Origin of the sequence: Gilliamella sp. B2887 (assembly GCF_026537015.1) — a bacterium.
Taxonomy (GTDB): domain Bacteria; phylum Pseudomonadota; class Gammaproteobacteria; order Enterobacterales; family Orbaceae; genus Gilliamella.
The window spans coordinates 52,586-71,927 of record NZ_JAFNMX010000006.1; the positions used below are offsets into that span (position 1 = coordinate 52,586).

The following is a 19,342-nucleotide window of genomic DNA, read 5'->3' on the forward strand; positions in this document are numbered from 1 at the left end:
GAGCTTGTTAAATAAGTTATGATGGAGTTTTTGAATCCAGCGAAAAATGAATATTTTTATATCATTTCGACATATTAAGTAGTGAAGAATTCATTTAGTGCAAAAATAGAATCTGGCAAAGAAAATGAATAAAAGCACCCATTAAGTGCTTTTATTAAATTTAAATATTGCTACCACATGGTATTAATTAAAACATGGTATTAGAATTTGCAGCAGTTGAAGGAATATTTTGAATTACATCCCAATGTTCAACAATTTTACCGTCTTTGACGCGAAATATATCAAGTTCAGCTTTGCCAGGATCTTTTTCATCTTCTTTGATATGAACATGAAGCCAAACAAGATCTCCATCAACAGCTGTACGAATAATGCGTGCACTCGATTGCGGATGTTCGTTAAAAAATGAGGAAAAGTAAGCAATAAATGGGGCTCGACCATCTGGAACATAAGGATTGTGCTGTTTATAATCTTCAGGAAGAAGATTCATCGCTCCGTTAGTTTGATGTTTATTAAAAAAATCATTATAAAAATTAATGACCAATGTTCTGTTTTTTTCTTCTTGGACAATATCACGACTTGGTTTGTCAATGGCTATTGTAGTGCTTGATATAAATAATAATGATAATGCGATAATACCGTTTTTTACTATACTCATATCGACTCCTAAATAATTATTTAAACCAAAGAATTCGTGTGATTAATTGCTATTAGTCTATGATGTAGACTCATTAAATGGTAACAGTAAAATTGGACGAAAACAATAAATAACCATAGTGCAGCTATGGTCGATTTAATGTGACGCTTTAAATTATTAGGAGAAAATAGAGTTAAATAACCTAATGATTTAATCACATTCCAGTCCAATTTGATCATCCTTATCTGATTCGTAATGCGATCCTGAGAAGGTGGACCAATCAAGTTAAATAATCTAAAAAACATTTGATAACGAAACTATACGTTTTAATGTGTTACAGTGAAATTTGGTGGTATTTCTCAACAAATCTGCTTTCCTATATAAGACCTCCGGAAAAAATGGTTAGATTGTAAAAAGAGGGATGCCAAAGTTTCATCCGGTGTTGTGTATGCTTAATCAAATTTAGGACGATCCTGTTCAATACCAACCAATACGCTTATCCATAGAACTCATTATAAAGTTTTACCTTGTTAGAACAAAAGTAGATAAAAAGCTGTTTTTAAAAAATCATTTGGATAATCGGACAACCAAGCGGGCAAATTTTAACTTATTTACCTTACTTTCTCGCTAAAACTTTTTCCCTAATATGATAAAGCATTGTTTTCCCTCTCAGCAGGGCGTAATGAAACTATTAGAAGGGATATTTCTTTATTCTGATGTTGATAAACTACCTATTAACCATTGTTAATAATTCAACGAAGTTATATAGATTAGCGAATATTTCAAACTCGATAAATACGTGGTTTAATAGCCTAAAAAATAACATCTTACCTTAACAAAAATAAGGTAAGATATTTTATTCTCACTGAGGTGTTAAAGACATAATAACGGTTTCAAATGGTGCTAAAGTGATCATTGCGGTTTTTTCAATTGTGGCAGGTTTATCTGCATGAAATTGGCTTGCATAATCAATCGTGATTTGAAAATCTTGAACGGCATTGGCAGGCAGTTCTAAATCATTTCGTAAATCAAGGTAGTAAACTTGCGGTTTATCAGAGGGATTGCGTAAGGTAACAATTGATTTATCCTTAGTCCAGCTAGCCCAGCCATAAACAGCCAGTTTAGTAGGATCTTGTCCTATCCAATGCGTATCAAATAATATATGTTGATGATTCCTCGCCCAATTTGCCGCTTGAGCCAAAGTATCCCAATTTGTGGTAGAAAGTAATTCAGGAGTAATATACATTTCTTGCAATTGGGTACCGGTTGCGAAATAACTCCATACTTGATCAGCAAAATCCGTATCGCTTTCGTGTTGTAGATGTTTAGCCTGTTTTGCATAGACAATGCCATGTAACATTAATGAATTTAATGGAAATAAAGGACCCTTCATAATAATTGAACGATAAGTTTCTGCATCACGATACGTCAACCATTGTTGAACTTTTGTACCTGGACCATAATAGTTCACATCATCGCCTCCTCGCCATATTGAATCAGCATAAAACAGCCAAGATGGTGTGGCTTGTGTACCGGTTGTTAAATTGACATATAAATTATGATTAGCTCGACGCATATCTTGAATTAGATCAATCGCAGCATCGAAATCGCTGGTAAATTGACTTCCTGCAATAACTTTATCAGCATTACCGGTGCCATCAAGTTTGAACATGTTGATATTTTGTTGATTAATTAAGTCAAGAATGCGTTTATGAAAATTAGCATAATAGTTAGGACCGGATAGTGCCAATTTTCCATCCATGGTTTCATAACCAAACTCAGATGCATTTTTAACACGAGTATCTCTAGGTTTGTTATACCCTCCCCAGGGTGATAACCAAATACCAAGTGCAGCATGATATTTTTCAGAAGCACTTTTTAGTTTTTTAAACTCGTTAGGAAAATTGATACTAAACCCCCAATTACCTTTTAAGTTATCCCATCCATCATCAAATAAATAACCATCAAGTTTGACATGTCGTTTTTCTACCAATTCTTGTCCATACTGATTGATACGTAATAATGCTTCTTTTTCGGTATAAGGATTAAAAAAACCAATATCAAGCCAAGAATTATAGTGCAAATAAGGTGCATAAGGCCGCTGGCGTACAGCATTAATAAATTGGTTAACATGACGTCTTAGCTGACCCATTTCAAAAGTACCAATATACGTTTTGTAACTTAAAGTATGATTTATTTGTAAAGGAATTGCCTGAGGAATTTTTTGCAATACACCTCCCTCGTAAGCAATGGTATGGGTAAGCGGATTTTCAGGAATAATAAAAAAAGTGTCACTTATTATTGGTGAACTCACTACAGAACCATAAACAAAAGGCGACTGTGAATGGAACGGCATTAATGAAACAGCCGTCATTGAAAGCGGTTTGCTTTTAGGGGTGATTTGCAGTTCAAAACTCGCAAAATGATGCTTATCATTTAAAGATAATATTGTTTGAACATCAATATCATGACCAGTGTACATTAATGTCATGTTATTATCTTTCTGATAAAATTGTTCTAATTGAAAATCTTTATCAGTCAGTTTTTCACCCGAACTTAATGTAATTTCAAATAAAGTATCAACTTTGATTTGATGACTATTTTTAACATTAATAAAATCTAAAGAAGTAATACTTTTTTTAACGTCACTCTCCGAAATCTTGATGATAGTATTTTCTCCGGATAATTGATAGTCCTTAGCCCAAGCACAATAGACAGGCAAACACAGAGCCGATAATACCCCGACTGTTATCCAATTTTTCATATATTTTTTCATTACTCCCTCACGTTTGACAATAAAACTTAAAGAAAAATTTAACAAATTCAATAATCAGTATAATTCGGTTAGAACACTTAAATTGTGATCGTGATAGCAGTTTGTAATTTGTTAACATTTCTCAGAAAGACTTTTGTGTATATCAAAAGGAAAGAGTGAACCTAACCTAATAAATAGTGGATAGAAGAAATTTAATTAATTTACCGTGAGTTAAAAAAGTAACAAAACGCAAGCCTTTTAAATTTTCAAAGACACCGTTACTTTTATCATGCAATGTGATGAACCTCACAATATAAAAATTTTAGAATCAGTCAGCATACTCATTTTAAAAAATTACATTGATCCAATTGGTTTAAAATACGCTCAATATTCTGATCATCATTTTCAAGCTGAAGATAATTTTTGCTAATAAAAAGTATCTGTCATTTTAGCCTGTAACCCCTAATACTAGGATTTACCGATGAGTAAAAATAAACGGCTCTCTTTTTGATGAGCGATAAATTACTCTTCTTTTAAAAAAAACACAGTTGTTACGTAAACTCCCAAAAAAATTTTCTGGAAAACATCAAATTGCCATCATTTAATTGTTAAATGATGGCGAATAATCGATACTTTAAAAAAATAAAAATGGGCACATAACCCATTTATCATTGTTCTAATAATTTTAACTTAGCTATCACGGGGATATGGTCACTGACTAATGGCCATTTGATGCCCTTCCACTCATTACCATCATTAGGGATGATCAATTGATCTACATGCCATATTTGATTACGACTGGTAAAGATGTGATCCAGATCTAATCCAGGATTACCCGCTGGCCAAGTGCGAGTATCAACACCCTCTTTTTTAACTCGATTCCAATATTTACCCAATTCTTTAATAACCTTGTCACTTTCAACAGAATTAAAATCTCCTAGCAAGATCATAATGCCACTAGCTAGATTAGGGAATTCATTGTCTAAATCAAGATCATCAAAAACGATACTATTAATAAATCGAGCTTGTGACATTCTCACTTCTTCTTCTTCATGCCAATCAAAATGGCTATTGAAGATATAAACAGGTGAATCAAAGCCCGGTACATTAATTTTGCTAAGCATAAGAGACCTTTGCTCATAAGAACCGGATGGCAACAAAAAAACTTTATTTTTTTCGATAGGATATTTTGACAAAATCGCATTACCGTAATTTCCTCCTTTCATTTCCGTTGCTTTTCCATAAACATAATGCATTCCGGTTTTTTCAGCTAAAACTTTTGCCTGATCTACTCCATTACTACGAGAGGTTTTTTGATCAACTTCTTCAAGTGTGACAATATCAGCATTCATGGCTTTAATGGCATTAGCGACTAAATCCAGATCAACTTTGTGCTTTCTTAGTCCACCTGCAATATTGTAATTGGCAACGGTTATTTGAGGTTGTTCACCTTCTGCATAAATTTTATTAGGCGAACTTTGAAATTGTGTTTTCACCAGATCTTCATCGGCATAAACATTAAAACAGAATGAAAACAACCCCATAAAAGTAACTATCAAAAAATTTTTTTTCACGTTAACTATCCTTATAAAAGATTCAGCGAGTTAAAATTACTCAATAGTTATATTACGTTAAATGATAGTTTGTTTTTGAGATTTTTATCACAACCCAACGTTTTTAGTGTTAAAATTAACGTAGCTAAAAATAGCCATGCTATTGCAGCATGGCGTATTGACAATTTAAATGGACTTAAGATTATTTATTAAAAATTGTCATTTGTACTGGATAATGATCGGAATAAGTATCAGTAAATTCATCTTTCAAAACGTTCACATCAATGACATTATTTTTAAGTTTCTCAGATACATAAATATAATCATAGCGCAATGGTGTTGATGCCTGATCATAAAATACTTTAGTTGGCGCAGTTGAAATGAATGATTTGTTTTTCAATTTTAAAGCATCAATAAAACCCGCATCAAGTAGATTTTGTTGCACAGTGTAACTTAATTGACCATTAACAAGATTATCTAAAATTGGACGTTTCTTTTGTTTCTCTTTGATATCTTCCAATAAATGACTGTTGTCATATTCAATTTTGTCTGCCGGTGAAAACGAATTTAAATCGCCAGCAATAATCCAGTTTCCTTTAGGATCGGAACTGTATTTGATTGAATCAATAATTAAATTGATTTCATCTATTCTTTTTGAAGTCCAAAATGGATTCATATGCGTTATGACAAAATGATAGTTACCCACATCCGCATACAAAGCACCATGCCATAGATTATCAACAACTTTATTGACGTTAACAATTGGGTATTTTGAAGTGATCGCTACAGGGAAGACAGCAGGATCATTAGGTGATTCTTTTAATAGTACGGCGTAATTGTGTCCATAACTCGCTGCAAATTTTTCCAATTTTTCACGAGTAAAAAAATTCATCTCTTGCCAAGCAATAATATCGGCATTTTGCATTTTGACCCAATCAATGAATTTTTGTTTCCCTTTTGACTCATCCAATTTCATGCCATTATAGACATTATAGCTAATGATTTTTAATTCTTTTGCTTCTTCAATTGATGCGAAAGCTGCCGAAGAACTCAGAATAATAGCACCGATAATAGCCGCGAATTTCAATTTAATGTTAATCATACGTTATTCCTTTCATTTATTTATACTTTTCATAGATATTATATTGAATGATTTATAAAGGAATCTTTTTTTATAATTTGTGTGATACAGTTCAATAATTTTATTCAAAATACATCGGATTGGTTGGATTATTTAACTTTCACTTCAAGCCTTAAATTCAGGAATACTGTAAACCTATTTTTTAAATATTACTGGATGATTATTTAACGGACTGGGATTTAATAAGGTTAAATAAACATGGGCATAAATTTAAACTGATTTATGCCCATTGAGTGAATTCTGATCGCCAATTGAAAACTGTGTTTAAGGTCTTCACCTCCAATTGAACAACTCCTGATTATTTTAGGATTTATGGAAAGTATCGCGTGAAGTTAACTGTGAATAAACATTACCGGATTGACGATCTGTTGTAGAATAAAATTCATGATAACCATTTGGTTGCAAAATCATAACTTCGCAACGCTCTTTAGATTCAATTTTATCTAAATCAATTGTTGATAATACCTGTTTTTTTGATTTCGGAAAACTGTCTAGGAGTATAGAAAAATCATTTTTTCATCTGTCTTTTCAAATTCATTGTAGCAAGGAAATCCTAGTCACCATTTAATTTACTTGTTTGCGCATGATAGGACTTTTCACCTCTAACCTTGACAAAATCAGGTCATTCTTAAACGATTGAAAAAAAACAAAATAGATAAAAAATGATTCAGTCTCTATTTTACTATTAATCATCACGCAACTTCTTCAAAAAAGTTTCAATGATCTAATCTACTGCTGAGGCCAAATGAATCGACCTTTAGCATCAGGATCTTCATTGATAAATCTTTTTAAAATCTCTGATTGATAAAGCGCTTTAACATCTTTAGCCCATATCGCGTTTACATTGTCTTTTTTTACAACTACCATTAATTCCAAATTAGGGGATAACTGTTCTTGAAATAAAACATTCTCAGCGGGTATCTTACTTAACCATGCTACACCACCAGGCATAATGGCATAATCCACTTCACCTAAGGTTCTCGGTATGATTTCGGATAATAATAATTTAAATCTCAAATCATACTTATTTTCAGCGATATCATTAATCGTTGCCGTACCAAATTTTGTGTCAGGTTTAAGTGTGATCCAATTTAACTTTTGCAATAATAATAGCGCTCTCGCTGTATTGGAGGGATCATTAGGGATTGCAATGATTTGATTTTGTGCAATCTCATTAATTGAATCATGCAATTGTGAAAACAGTGCAGCTGAAATGGATGGAATATGCACTAATGATACTAAATTGTTATTTGTTTCTTGATTATAAACATCTAAATACGCTTGATGCTGAGCCGCATTCATATCAATACTTCCCTCAACTAAAGCCGTATTTGAATCTCTTAAAGAACTGAAATTAACCAGTTTAACCACGTAGCCTTTCTGTTCGAGCTCTGGTTTTACTACTCGCTCCATCAAAATATTGTGCATACTCGGCGGTAAACCCACTGCAATTTCTTTTTTGTCAATATTATTGGTTTGCTCAGTAATTGATTTTTGCTCACAACCAAATAAAAAGAAACCAATCATCATTGAAATGACCAAATTAAACGGTATTCGCATTATTAATCCTTATATTTCCGTAGATTAAATCTATACTATGATATTTATTATTTCTATAGCTGACATTATAATGAGTAATACAGCAATAAGTTAATACCAAAAAATGATATGTTTATGCGAATTGGATATATAGGAACTAGAACTGGTTTAGATAAATAGAGTCACATTTCAACAAACGCTACAGCTATCAATAATTTATAATTGTACCCAAAACCCTTTAACCCTTGTCCAATGACTTTTCTTACTTATTTCAATTCAGTTAATCATTACCCCTAAAATGATATCAGACCCTGATAGGGGTAACGCATTGAATCAATTGATTCGAATTATAAAGCGCCTACGATAGGATGTGGCACATAAAGTTCCTCAAGATAAGTGACATCTTCTTGAGTTAAATTAATCTTCAATGCTCCTACTGCATCGTCTAGATATTGAGTTTTCGTTGCACCAATTATAGGTGATGCGACGCCTTTAGCAAACTGCCATGCTAAAGCCACTTGTGTCATAGTGACATCATAATTTTCAGCAATTTTATGTACTCTTTGTACAATGTTGGCATCTGTTTTTTGGTAACGGTCATATTTAGCAACCGCGGTTTTATCGGTTTTGCTGCGTAATGTATCAGTCTGCCATTCTAAACGTGATAATCTGCCCGCGGCTAAAGGGCTATATGGCGTTAATGAAACATTAAATTGTTTGCAAACGGGAATGAGTTCACGTTCATCTTCCCGGTACAATAAATTATAATGATTTTGCATAGAAACAAACTGCGTCCAGTGATTTTGCTTAGCCACTAATTGCATATTATGAAATTGATAACCATACATCGCTGACGCACCTAATGCACGAACTTTTCCTACTTTAACCAAATTATGTAATGTTTCCATGGTTTCATCTATCAGCGTGCTGTAGTCAAAACGGTGGATAATATACAAATCCACGTAATCGGTACCAAGACGTTTAAGTGATCCATCGATCTCTGTTTCGATCGCTTTTTTGGAAAGGTGACCTTCATTAAAATAAACTTTTGTGGCGATAACGACTTTGTCTCGGGCAATATTTTTTTTAATTGCACGTCCTACATATTCCTCACTCGTACCAGCAGAGTAAGTATTTGCGGTATCAATAAAATTGATGCCTAAATCAAGGGCATGTTTAATAATGCTCTCACTTTGATCAGGATTAAGTGTCCATGCATGCATTTGACTGGCCGGATCGCCAAAACTCATACACCCTAAACAAAACCGAGACACTTCAATGTTAGACGTGCCAAGTTTTATGTAATCCATAACTTCCTCCTTTCTTGCTACTAAATTGACTGAGGTAAACGTTAGCTTCAATAAAAGCCAATAATATTGTGTTGATAAGCTGATTGTAAACAGTAATTTTATTGAGATAAACAGGGTATTGATTTATAGTATCATGAATAAAATTCATTAATTCTGCCCAATATGTATAACTTTAATGAACTGAATTATTTTATCACCATCGCCCAGACAAATAGTTTTGTAAAAGCGGCAAAGTCTCTGCATGTCTCATCATCGGCACTGAGTCATAGTATACGTAATTTAGAAAACCGCCTTGATTTACGATTATTTAATCGTACAACCAGAAGTATGTCATTGACCGAAGCAGGTGAACAATTATTTAAACAAATTGCACCATTATTCAAGTCCATTAATGATGAAGTCAATGCTTTAGCGAATTTTCTTGATACACCCTCGGGAACCATTAGAATTAATGCAACCAATCTTGCAGTAGAAACGATTCTATATCCCAAATTACGCGACTTTTTAATTCAATATCCTCAAATAAAGATTGAAATTCAAGCTGACAATAATTGGGTGGATATTGTTGAGCAAGGTTTTGATATGGGGTGCCGTATAGGTAACGATCTAGCTAAAGATATGGTTGCGGTAAAAATATCAGAACCGTTGAAAATGGCATTAGTTGCCAGCCCAGATTATTTAAAAAACACAACAAAACCCAAAAAAATTAATGAATTAGATTGCCATAAATTGATAGGATTAAAGATCTCTTCTCATCATGGTGTAGAATTATCATGGGAATTTAACGACAATGGCAACACTGTGATTTATCAGCCTTCTTCACAATTAGTTCTTAATAATCATCTTCGCAAACAGGCTGCATTAGACGGTTTAGGTATTACTTGGGTCGGTCGGCGAGAAGTTGAGAAAGAATTAGCTGAAGGAACTTTAGTTGAATTATTAACGGATTTTGCCATCACCTATGAACCTTTTTATATCTATTATCCCAGTCGAAAAGGTCATTCAAATGTATTCAAACTTGTGTTAGAAGCATTGAAAGACTAAATCATGAGCGTTAAATACAAAAAAATCCAATTTTTTACTAAAACGTATATATAATCTGAAACTTTTTAACAAAACAATCTTAATACAACTCTATGATTTTTCGATGATTTAAATAAACCATCAATAAAGTTTAATTGTTCATAACCCATTAGGCAAGGATTTAAACTAAACTACTCCGGTAACAAATAAATCTGTAAAAAATATTTAGGAGTCTATACCGTTTCATTTTATTTTTTTTACATTCAAGTTGTAGATATACGCTGTTTTTAAATTTTTTATATAAAAAAATTGCTGATTTCATCACATGAACAAACAGCCCTGAATCATTTATATTGCAGTCAGTTTAACTTGACAAGTTGGGGGATTATTTTTTATTTTCAATTTCACAGAGTGACATAAAAAGATTTTTAACAATATTATGTTCAATCCTTAAACTACTCACTTCTGATTCGTATTTTTGACTTAAATCTAATCTACCAATCATTATAAAATGGATATCAGGGCTTACTATTGAAAATTCAGATGAACCAGAAAGCGTATATTTATATCTTCCTATTCAATAATTTTACTTTGACTATCTCAATCATCCATGTTTGCCGTAAAAGAATGGGTGAATTTATTTGAAATAAACGGAAAAACCATTTTTTGATTCGGTAGGATAACAGCCATTAGGGGCTCAAACTTGATTAATTAATGAAACGTTGGCATGACCTGAAGTTTTTTTACAAAAAAAACCTTCATTTTAAATCAATTTATTATGACTGCTGTAATTATAGCCTATTTAGCCTTGACGATTAATGAAGCCAATGCTAATATTTGCAGCCTGTTGAGACAGAGCACTACGGCGCGTTGGCAGAGTGGCCATGCTGCGGATTGCAAATCCGTCTACCTCGGTTCGACTCCGGGACGCGCCTCCACAAACATCTCAAAAGAGCATATCACTAATACCCACTTCCTTCGAGTTATTATTTATTTTCTTTATTTAGATGAAGGAACCGAATCAAACTGAGATAAACATCAATCAATTTTGTTACTCTAAGTATTATTAGGGTCAATAACAGATTCAATGTTGATTCTTACCTTCTTTGTAGGCAATTTAAAATATTTTTCAATTTTAGAACTTATTTACTATACTGACGTTTAAATATTTCAATTTCGAGGTGAGCTATGATTAATTTGAAACTCAGGGAAGTAAAAAATGATCTGTCGTTAAAAGAATTAGAAGTTGCACAGTACATTATGATCCATTCTCAAGCTGTAAAAAATATGAGTATTCAAACTTTAGCAAAACTCAACCATGTTAGTACCAGCACAATTTTAAGATTATGCAACAAACTGGGTTACAGTGGATTTAGCGATTTTAAAATTGATCTTATTTCGTCATCACCTCAAAAATTAAGTTCCGATATTTTACAAGATGATATTAATCTTAATGACACCTTGCAAGATGTGAATAGAAAAGTTCAGGCTATGGAAAAATCCTCTATCGATGAGACACACTCAATGGTAAATCTTAAAGCATTCGATAATGCTATTGATTTGATTATAGCAAGTAAAAAAATCGTTATTTTTGGTGTGGGCAGCAGCGGTTTAGTTGGAAAAGAATTGGAATATCAACTCATTAAAATCAAAAAAAATGTTAACTGTCATTTTGACGCGCACATCAGCCGAAATATTGTCAGCACACTTGGTAAAAATGATTTGATCATTATTATTTCTCATTCAGGCGAAACACCTGAATGCGTGGAATTATTAAAACTGGCTGAAAATTTAAAAGTGGCATCCATTGCCATCACTAAAATGGGGCAAAGTCAGATATCGTCCTTAGCGAACATTGTTTTACATACTACCTCAATGGAGCATGCTTCTCGACTGATTCCTATTCGCTCTAAAATTTCGCAAATATCGGTTATGAATATGTTACTGACCAATTTATTTATCAGAAAATACGATGAGCATTTGCTTGAGCAAACGCAAAGTCGCGAAAAACGTAAATATCCCCATCATAAATAATGGTTTTAAAGCAGAGTTTGACCATGACCATTTGAAAATACATTAGTGCTATTTACTGTATCGACTTTAATGTTGTTTCTTTTCCCTTCTCAATAAATCATATCATTAATATAACATTATGTTATTCAATAATTTTTCAAGTCAAACATGATCCAGTTCACAAATTCCTAAAAATTTTTAAAAAAAAGATGACTTAATTTGCACTTCGATGTAATTTTATTACTAAATAATAAATAATTTTAAGTAACATTATTACATCTTATTAAATGTGTTTGAATGAAGGAAATTTAAAATGGAACGACAATTACCCATTATTTTAGCCAGTCATGGACCCTTTGCTCAAGGCGCGCTTGAGTGTGCTCAAATGCTTATGGGACAACAGCAAGACATCGAAGTAATAACAGTTTTCGTCGATAGCAATATCGATCTTCTTCGGCAACAGATGGCAGAAAGTTATCAGCGCCTAAATAAAGGTGACGGTGTTATTATTCTTGTAGATCTCATGGGCGGCACACCATGTAATCTTGCTGGTGAACTTTTAATACAACATGGTAATGTACTACTCTTTAGTGGATTCAACATTCCAGTATTGCTTGAAGTTCTAAATCATCGAGCAGGCTCCCTTAACGACGTTAAATCTGCCATTGAAGAAGTTTTTTCGCAAAGCTGTGTTGACGTTGCGCAAGTACTGAATTCACAACGTGAACAATTTGCTGATTTGTAAGGAGAACAATATGCCAATTCATGTAGCAAGAATCGACGATCGTCTTATTCACGGACAAGTTATCACCACTTGGGTAAAAAACTACAATATAGAACAAGTCCTGATTATTAACGATAAAGTGGCTAACGATAAAGTTCAACAATCGGTATTAACCATGTCTGCCCCACCAGAATTAAAAGTGTTAGTTTTTGGCGTTCAACAATTTATTGAAATCCTCAAAAAAACGCCTATCAAAAAACGGACTATGTTATTGTTCACCAACAGCATCGATGTCAATACGCTTGTATCAGAAGGATTAGAGATCGAAAAGCTCAACGTGGGAGGTATGCGTATGCAAGAAGGACGCCATCAATTATCACGAGCTGTTTCCGTCACACCTGAAGAAGAACAAGCATTCAAAAGTCTCATTGAAAAAAATGTGATTGTTGAGGTTCAAATGGTTCCCAAAGATCCAGTTGTTTTGCTCAATACACTGATTAATTAATCTTAATTAGCTATTTATTGATTATATTTGGAGGTTAACCTATGTTAACACAGGCTATTTTTGTCGCCATATGGGCGGGAATTTGTTCATTGGATGACGTTGGTCCACAAATGTTACGTAGACCATTATTAACAGGAACTATAGCTGGCATTATTATGGGCGATCTGATTCAAGGACTTGCAATCAGTGCCACACTTGAACTTATGTGGATGGGTATTGGTAACGTGGGTGCTTATTCAGCACCCGATATTGTTGCAGGCTCAATAATTGGTGTATCGTTAGGCATTGCGACTCAAGGTGGAATTGCTGCGGGTGTTGCATTAGCGCTTCCTGTTTCAATACTTTGCCAACAGTTGTTAATTGTTTGGCGATCTTTTGCCTGTTTCCTAAATCCATGGGCAGAAAAAAGTATACAAAATGGCAGTTATAAGGGATTGGTCAAAATTCATTACTTTTCTTCACCAGTTTGGTTTCTAATTCGTGCTGTACCTTGCTTCTTAGCAATCTATTTTGGCAGCGATCTTATCAAAACCATTTTAGACGCTATTCCAAAAGATATCATTACTGGCATGGGCGTTGCGTCAAAATTAATTCCTGCTGTGGGTATCTGTATTTTATTACTGATGCTTTTAAAAGGCACCATGTGGTTTTTCTTTTTACTTGGTTTTGTATTAACCAGTTATCTTAAATTACCGATTATCCCGATTACATTTATAGCACTGGCGTTTGCGGTTTTGTATGACATGGCGTTTATGGCTGGTAAAAAGAATGAAAATTCAAGTAGTAAAACAGAGGATAAATCTACAGTCAATAATAATATTGCAGTTGAAGAGGAATACGATCTATGAATAACGACAAGAAAATTACTAAAAAAGATCTTAATCGTGTCTTTTGGCGTATACAAACCATACCTTTTTCTTTTAATTATGAAAAATTACAAACCATCGGTTTTGCTCATTGCATGATCCCTATTTTAGATCGACTGTATAAAGATGCGGATAAAGAAACACGCATCCGAGCTATGAAACGTCACTTTGAGTTTTTTAATACCCAAGTTAACGCAGGCGCATTGATATTAGGTGTTACCGCTGCCATGGAAGAAAAAACTACAGAAGAAGAAAAAGATGCGGTGATTTCTTTAAAAGCGGGTTTAATGGGACCTTTTGCAGGATTGGGCGATAGCTTATTAAAATTCACTTGGATGCCAATTTGCGGCAGCATTGGTGCTGCCTTTGCTTTACAAGGTAACGTGATTGGGCCGATCTTGATGTTCTTTATTTATAATTTAGTCAATATTTTTACCAAATATTTCTTTGTACATTATGGCTATAATAAAGGGGTTGATCTTATCGAGCAATCCAAAAATTCAAATATTATTCAAAGAATTAGCAATTTAGCCAATGTAGTTGGTGTTATGGTGCTCGGATCCTTAATTGCCACAACAGTAAAAGTATCAACGCCCCTATTAATAGAAGTGGGGGAACAAACAATCAAAGTACAAGATATGTTTGATAAAGTTATGCCAAATTTATTAACTATCCTTTTTGCATTAGGGGTGTTTTATTTGGTCAAAAAATTCCAAGGAAAATATACCGTTTCATTGATTATAGCGGTGATGGTAATTGGGGTCATTCTTTCGATGTTGGGTATACTACATTAATTAGGTAAAAAACAATGGAAAAACAAAATAAAGAAGCGGTATCAGCGGTACGAAATCATCAAGGACAAATTATTATAACTTTTGATCCATCAGATCAAAAATCCGTTGATCTTTATTGGACTGAAGAGACTGATGCCCATACCGAAAATAAAACATTGATTAGCAAAAATGTACAAAGTCCGGTGATTTTTGATGATCCGTTACACGCTAAAAAACGTATTTATTTTATTTTACATAAAGAAGGTAAATCTCCGTTAATATTTGGTGAAAGAACTCTACCAATAACAGGCTTAAACAATTTCCGTGATTTTGGAGGATATGTCGGAGCTAACGGTAAACGTGTTAAATGGGGACAATTATACCGCTCCAATCATCTTCATGGTTTGAAGCCAGATGCACAACAATACATTACTGCATTAAAAATTAAAACAATTATTGATTATCGCAGTGATAATGAAATTAAAACCAGTCCCAATTCATCAATTGGCGAAATAAAGACCTATCATTTAGATGCATCTGCGCAAACGGCTGAACTTGCTGCTCAATTTGCTGCTGACCCAAGCAATGAAGATCAAGCATTAATTGAAAGCGTGTTAAGAGATATTCCTCGAGAATTCGTCAACGGAGAAGGCGTACAAGTCCTTGAACAATATCGAGGCTTTGTATTGAGTGAAAAATCCAAAAATGCTTATCGACAAATGCTCAGAGTCGTTTTAGATGCCAACAACAGCCCAAGCCTTCAACACTGTCGTGGCGGTAAAGATAGAACTGGATATGGTGTATTATTGATCCAAATTATGCTAGGTCTATCGGAATCGGATATGATATATGATTATATGTTAACTCATGAGAATCGTTTAGAACGAAATAAAATCAAAATGGAAGCTTATCGTAAAATTACCGATGATGAAGATGTACTGGGTTATTTATTAAGTTTAATTGATACCCGTGTTAGTTTTATAATCGAAATTCTTAATACAATGAAAAAAGTTGCTGGCTCACCAGAGAATTACATTAAACAAGAATTAGGTTTTACAGATCAAGATTTTAAAACCCTGCAAGATATTTATTTGGAATAACAATTTTTATATTCATCATTTCAAAAGCGCAAATACCTTGCGCTTTTGCTTTAAAACTTAGGAAATTTTGACTCAATTAATTATTGATAATTTACTTGCATCATCGTTAATAATGCCTGGATAGGATGCTTTAAAATAAACTTATCAAATCGTTTAACCTGACTGCGACAAGAATAACCAGTTGTCAAACAACGTTCTTTAGGATAATGAGACAAGGCTTTTTGCCATGATAACTCATATAACTGTTTCGATGCAGCAAGATTATTAACTTCATGCCCATACGTACCTGCCATACCACAACACCCAACTTGGATGGGTTGCAAATCAACACCAAATTGCTTGAAAATCTGCTGCCACTGCTGATTACTGGCGGGTAATTGTGTCGTTTCACTACAATGACCAAGCAAATACCATTTTTCCTTATCTATTGTTCTTAATTGCATGCTGTCTGATAGGCGGACAGCAATATTGATTAACCATTCATGTGAAAGCAATACTTTAAAATCACTGTCGTTATCCCCAAGTATTAGTTTATATTCATCTCGATAGCAAAGTACCAATGCGGGATCGACCCCAACCATGGGTATGCCCAATTTAGCAATGTGTGATAAAACTCTTGACGCGGTTTGTACCGTTTTAGCAAATTGTTTTAAAAACCCTTTAATATGCTGAGCTTTACCGTTTGGTACAAAAGGTAACACAACGGGTTTATATCCTAACATTTCAATTAGACGGACAAAATCATAAACCACTTTGGCATCATAATAGCTAGTAAACGGATCTTGAACAACTAGAACATATTGAGATCGTTCCTCTTCTGAAAGAGTTTGTAATTGTTCAAGTTTAATATTTGCAGTGTTATGATTCACCATTTGTTTTTTTAGCGTTGGCACCGACAACATAGGTAAGCTGACCATGCCAACGGTTTTATTGGTAACATATTCGGTGAAAGGCATCTTGATAAAAAAATTAAAAAAACGTGGTGCTTTCGCCATCAAAGGTAGGTAAGATTCAATATTTCCAACCAAGTAATCGCGTATTGGTCTTAGATAACGGGTGTGATATAACTGCAAAAAACGCGCTTTAAAATCAGGTACATCAATCTTAATTGGACATTGTGTTGCACACGCTTTGCATGACAAGCAATGATTCATTGAGTCTTTGACCTCGTGAGAAAAGTCATATTCCCCAAATTTTGCTTTGACGGTGTAAGCCATTTTTTTTGCAAAAACAACTAATGTGCTATGTTTCGTAGGTAAAAGTGAATTAAGTTCCTGTTCTGTCATACCTGATTCAATCATTAAACGTAGCCACTCTCGCATTAAAGTTGCTCGACCTTTTGGTGAATATACACGGTTACCTGATAATTTCATCGATGGGCACATGGGGCTATTCACATCAAAATTAAAACAAAGACCATTACCATTGCATTCTGTTGCTCCATGAAAAACCTCTTTAACTCCCAGTGGAATTTGGCGATCATAAAAGCCTCGCGTAATCGAGTCGACCTTTAACATGCCATCGTTGTTGTGTAAAGGTTGACAAATTTTTCCTGGATTTAAACGATTATGAGGATCAAAAGCAGTTTTAATTATTCTCAGCCCCTGATATAACGCTTCACCAAAAAAAGCAGAACTGTATTCACTACGAAAACCTTTACCATGTTCACCCCATAATAATCCACCGTATTTAGCGGTTAAAACGGCAACTTGATCAGAAATGTTTTTCATCAATTTTTCTTGTTCAGGATCACACATATCCAATGCTGGGCGAACGTGCAATACTCCTGAATCGACATGACCAAACATCCCATAAGTTAAATGATAACTATCGAGTAAAGCACGAAATTCAGTTATATAATCTGCTAAATGTTTTGGAGGCACACAGGTATCTTCAACAAAGGGAATCGGCTTTTGCCTTCCTTTAGCATTACCAAGTAATCCCACTGCTTTTTTCCGCATAGCATAGATCTTTTCAATCTCATCTAAGTTTTCACACGTTTGATAGCCTAGGATACCTAAGGAATGATTAATTATGAGTTTGTCTATTTGTTTACCTAATTTATCCATTTTACCTTTAGTCAATTCATAATCATTACCAGCAAACTCAACAATATTGATACCTTGCATATCATGCCCGCGAACATCGGTAATTAACTCTTTAATCGATTGCCAGATAATATCTTCTTTAGCCAGTCCTAGAACCTTTGAATCAACAGTTTCAACAGACAATGCTTCAGCATTAACTAAAAAAGGAGCATTACTTAATGCAGATTGAAAAGAGTCGTATTTAATATTCATTAAAAAACGATATCTTGGTTTGGGCATAATGTGCAATTTAGCTTCAGTAACAAAGGCTAATGATCCTTCACTGCCGGTTAAAATACGTGTTAAATCAAATTCAGTTAGATTATCATTAAAAACATTTTTCAAATCATAACCCGTTAAAAAGCGATTTAATTTAGGAAATTTATTTAAAATAAGTTGACGATGATTTTTACAATATTCATATACCGTACGGTAAATCATTGATTGAGTTGCCAGATCCTCAACTTCAGCAATGCTTTTTTTACTCGTTTCAAGGATCTCACCATTGACTAATACGGCTTTAATGCATAAAGTATGATCAGAGGTTTTCCCATAGATCATCGATCCTTGTCCTGATGCATCGGTATTTATCATTCCACCAATAGTTGCCCGATTACTGGTGGATAATTCAGGTGCAAAAAAGTAATCGTACTGTTTTAAATATTCATTGAGTTGATCTTTAATCACTCCAGCTTCAACTTTGACCCAGCCTTCTTCAATATTGACCGCTAATATTCGATTCATATAACGAGAAAGATCAACCACAATACCACTATTTAAAGATTGTCCATTGGTTCCTGTACCTCCCCCTCTTGGTGTAAATTTCAGAGTTTGAAATGGTTCTTGGTTGGCTAACTGCATGATTAATTGAACATCATCAGTTGAACGAGGAAACACTATTGCTTGTGGCATTAATTGATAAATGCTGTTATCAGTCGACATGGTCAAACATGAAGCATAATCACTTGCTATATCACCCATAAAGCCTGAATCGTTAAGTGCCATTAAGTATGTTTTTGTGACCTCATCGAGTTGAGGCGAATTTGATAATCGAGGGATCATATTGAATCAAGTTAATAATAAATTTTACGCTTAGTGTAATCTAAGGGTTAAGCATCGTCAAAGTTTATTCAATTAATATTCAATAGTTTGTAAAGTCAATTTATTGTAAAATAATACCTCAATTTCATATTGGATATTAATAGTCTCATGTAATATCAAATGATTAGCACTAGCATTTGAAAATGTTAATCGCCAGTCAAAAATAGGCAAAGATTGTATTTCCTTTTATTACCTTTGCTGTTAATCAATATTCTTCA

The 19,342-nt window shown here is 33.8% G+C and carries 15 protein-coding genes and 1 tRNA gene; 8 read left to right on the forward strand and 8 right to left on the reverse strand.

The window, feature by feature from the left end:
• Window positions 1-187: 187 nt before the first annotated feature.
• From J3U13_RS06390 to J3U13_RS06420, 7 genes are all read right to left on the reverse strand, one after another.
• On the reverse strand, window positions 188-655 hold the full coding sequence (locus tag J3U13_RS06390) for an ester cyclase (protein ID WP_267340907.1): 468 nt from the start codon (window positions 653-655) through the stop codon (window positions 188-190).
• Between the two features lie 841 nt (window positions 656-1,496).
• Window positions 1,497-3,398: an enterotoxin gene (locus tag J3U13_RS06395; protein WP_324123821.1), complete on the reverse strand. Its 1,902-nt coding sequence runs from the start codon at window positions 3,396-3,398 to the stop codon at window positions 1,497-1,499.
• A 659-nt stretch (window positions 3,399-4,057) separates the two neighbouring features.
• Complete coding sequence (locus J3U13_RS06400; protein ID WP_267340909.1) at window positions 4,058-4,963, reverse strand: endonuclease/exonuclease/phosphatase family protein; 906 nt, start codon at window positions 4,961-4,963, stop codon at window positions 4,058-4,060.
• 181 nt (window positions 4,964-5,144) lie between these two features.
• Complete coding sequence (locus J3U13_RS06405) at window positions 5,145-6,044, reverse strand: endonuclease/exonuclease/phosphatase family protein (RefSeq protein ID WP_267340911.1); 900 nt, start codon at window positions 6,042-6,044, stop codon at window positions 5,145-5,147.
• 768 nt (window positions 6,045-6,812) lie between these two features.
• On the reverse strand, window positions 6,813-7,643 hold the full coding sequence (locus J3U13_RS06410; protein WP_267340912.1) for a MetQ/NlpA family ABC transporter substrate-binding protein: 831 nt from the start codon (window positions 7,641-7,643) through the stop codon (window positions 6,813-6,815).
• Window positions 7,644-7,969: 326 nt separating this feature from the next.
• On the reverse strand, window positions 7,970-8,932 hold the full coding sequence (locus tag J3U13_RS06415; protein WP_267340913.1) for an aldo/keto reductase: 963 nt from the start codon (window positions 8,930-8,932) through the stop codon (window positions 7,970-7,972).
• On the reverse strand, window positions 8,904-9,080 hold the full coding sequence (locus J3U13_RS06420; protein WP_267340915.1) for a hypothetical protein: 177 nt from the start codon (window positions 9,078-9,080) through the stop codon (window positions 8,904-8,906). Before J3U13_RS06420 ends, J3U13_RS06415 begins: the two co-directional genes overlap by 29 nt.
• A 14-nt stretch (window positions 9,081-9,094) precedes the next feature.
• On the opposite strand from J3U13_RS06420, the gene J3U13_RS06425 reads away from it, so the two are divergent.
• The 8 genes from J3U13_RS06425 to J3U13_RS06460 all read left to right on the forward strand — a co-directional run bounded on the left by J3U13_RS06425 (window position 9,095) and on the right by J3U13_RS06460 (window position 15,936).
• Complete coding sequence (locus J3U13_RS06425) at window positions 9,095-9,976, forward strand: LysR family transcriptional regulator (RefSeq protein WP_267340917.1); 882 nt, start codon at window positions 9,095-9,097, stop codon at window positions 9,974-9,976.
• A gap of 843 nt (window positions 9,977-10,819) precedes the next feature.
• Window positions 10,820-10,893 (forward strand) — tRNA-Cys (locus J3U13_RS06430).
• A gap of 250 nt (window positions 10,894-11,143) precedes the next feature.
• Entirely contained in the window at window positions 11,144-11,989 is an 846-nt protein-coding gene (locus J3U13_RS06435) for a MurR/RpiR family transcriptional regulator (RefSeq protein WP_267340918.1), read from the forward strand.
• Window positions 11,990-12,281: 292 nt separating this feature from the next.
• Window positions 12,282-12,713, forward strand: coding sequence for a PTS sugar transporter subunit IIA (locus J3U13_RS06440; RefSeq protein WP_267340919.1), 432 nt, complete (start codon window positions 12,282-12,284; stop codon window positions 12,711-12,713).
• 10 nt (window positions 12,714-12,723) lie between these two features.
• The gene (locus J3U13_RS06445) at window positions 12,724-13,197 is read left to right on the forward strand and encodes a PTS system mannose/fructose/N-acetylgalactosamine-transporter subunit IIB (protein ID WP_267340920.1); all 474 of its coding nucleotides are present in this window, start codon (window positions 12,724-12,726) and stop codon (window positions 13,195-13,197) included.
• A gap of 41 nt (window positions 13,198-13,238) precedes the next feature.
• On the forward strand, window positions 13,239-14,045 hold the full coding sequence (locus J3U13_RS06450) for a PTS mannose/fructose/sorbose/N-acetylgalactosamine transporter subunit IIC (RefSeq protein WP_267340922.1): 807 nt from the start codon (window positions 13,239-13,241) through the stop codon (window positions 14,043-14,045).
• A complete protein-coding gene (locus J3U13_RS06455; protein WP_267340923.1) occupies window positions 14,042-14,857 on the forward strand; it encodes a PTS system mannose/fructose/sorbose family transporter subunit IID in 816 nt (271 codons plus the stop codon). Before J3U13_RS06450 ends, J3U13_RS06455 begins: the two co-directional genes overlap by 4 nt.
• Window positions 14,858-14,871: 14 nt before the next feature.
• A complete protein-coding gene (locus J3U13_RS06460; RefSeq protein WP_267340924.1) occupies window positions 14,872-15,936 on the forward strand; it encodes a tyrosine-protein phosphatase in 1,065 nt (354 codons plus the stop codon).
• Between the two features lie 80 nt (window positions 15,937-16,016).
• On the opposite strand, the gene J3U13_RS06465 is transcribed toward J3U13_RS06460, so the two are convergent.
• Window positions 16,017-19,085: an FAD-binding and (Fe-S)-binding domain-containing protein gene (locus J3U13_RS06465; protein ID WP_267363393.1), complete on the reverse strand. Its 3,069-nt coding sequence runs from the start codon at window positions 19,083-19,085 to the stop codon at window positions 16,017-16,019.
• Between the last annotated feature and the right edge of the window lie 257 nt (window positions 19,086-19,342).

What these genes read in the sequence shown, in the direction of transcription:
- J3U13_RS06390 (WP_267340907.1), bottom strand. Translation starts at nt 655, where the DNA reads ATGAGTATAGTAAAAAACGGTATTATCGCATTATCATTATTATTTATA.
- J3U13_RS06395 (WP_324123821.1), bottom strand. Translation starts at nt 3,398, where the DNA reads ATGAAAAATTGGATAACAGTCGGGGTATTATCGGCTCTGTGTTTGCCT.
- J3U13_RS06405 (WP_267340911.1), bottom strand. Translation starts at nt 6,044, where the DNA reads ATGATTAACATTAAATTGAAATTCGCGGCTATTATCGGTGCTATTATT.
- J3U13_RS06410 (WP_267340912.1), bottom strand. Translation starts at nt 7,643, where the DNA reads ATGCGAATACCGTTTAATTTGGTCATTTCAATGATGATTGGTTTCTTT.
- J3U13_RS06415 (WP_267340913.1), bottom strand. Translation starts at nt 8,932, where the DNA reads ATGGATTACATAAAACTTGGCACGTCTAACATTGAAGTGTCTCGGTTT.
- J3U13_RS06420 (WP_267340915.1), bottom strand. Translation starts at nt 9,080, where the DNA reads ATGAATTTTATTCATGATACTATAAATCAATACCCTGTTTATCTCAAT.
- J3U13_RS06425 (WP_267340917.1), top strand. Translation starts at nt 9,095, where the DNA reads ATGTATAACTTTAATGAACTGAATTATTTTATCACCATCGCCCAGACA.
- J3U13_RS06435 (WP_267340918.1), top strand. Translation starts at nt 11,144, where the DNA reads ATGATTAATTTGAAACTCAGGGAAGTAAAAAATGATCTGTCGTTAAAA.
- J3U13_RS06440 (WP_267340919.1), top strand. Translation starts at nt 12,282, where the DNA reads ATGGAACGACAATTACCCATTATTTTAGCCAGTCATGGACCCTTTGCT.
- J3U13_RS06445 (WP_267340920.1), top strand. Translation starts at nt 12,724, where the DNA reads ATGCCAATTCATGTAGCAAGAATCGACGATCGTCTTATTCACGGACAA.
- J3U13_RS06450 (WP_267340922.1), top strand. Translation starts at nt 13,239, where the DNA reads ATGTTAACACAGGCTATTTTTGTCGCCATATGGGCGGGAATTTGTTCA.
- J3U13_RS06455 (WP_267340923.1), top strand. Translation starts at nt 14,042, where the DNA reads ATGAATAACGACAAGAAAATTACTAAAAAAGATCTTAATCGTGTCTTT.
- J3U13_RS06460 (WP_267340924.1), top strand. Translation starts at nt 14,872, where the DNA reads ATGGAAAAACAAAATAAAGAAGCGGTATCAGCGGTACGAAATCATCAA.
- J3U13_RS06465 (WP_267363393.1), bottom strand. Translation starts at nt 19,085, where the DNA reads ATGATCCCTCGATTATCAAATTCGCCTCAACTCGATGAGGTCACAAAA.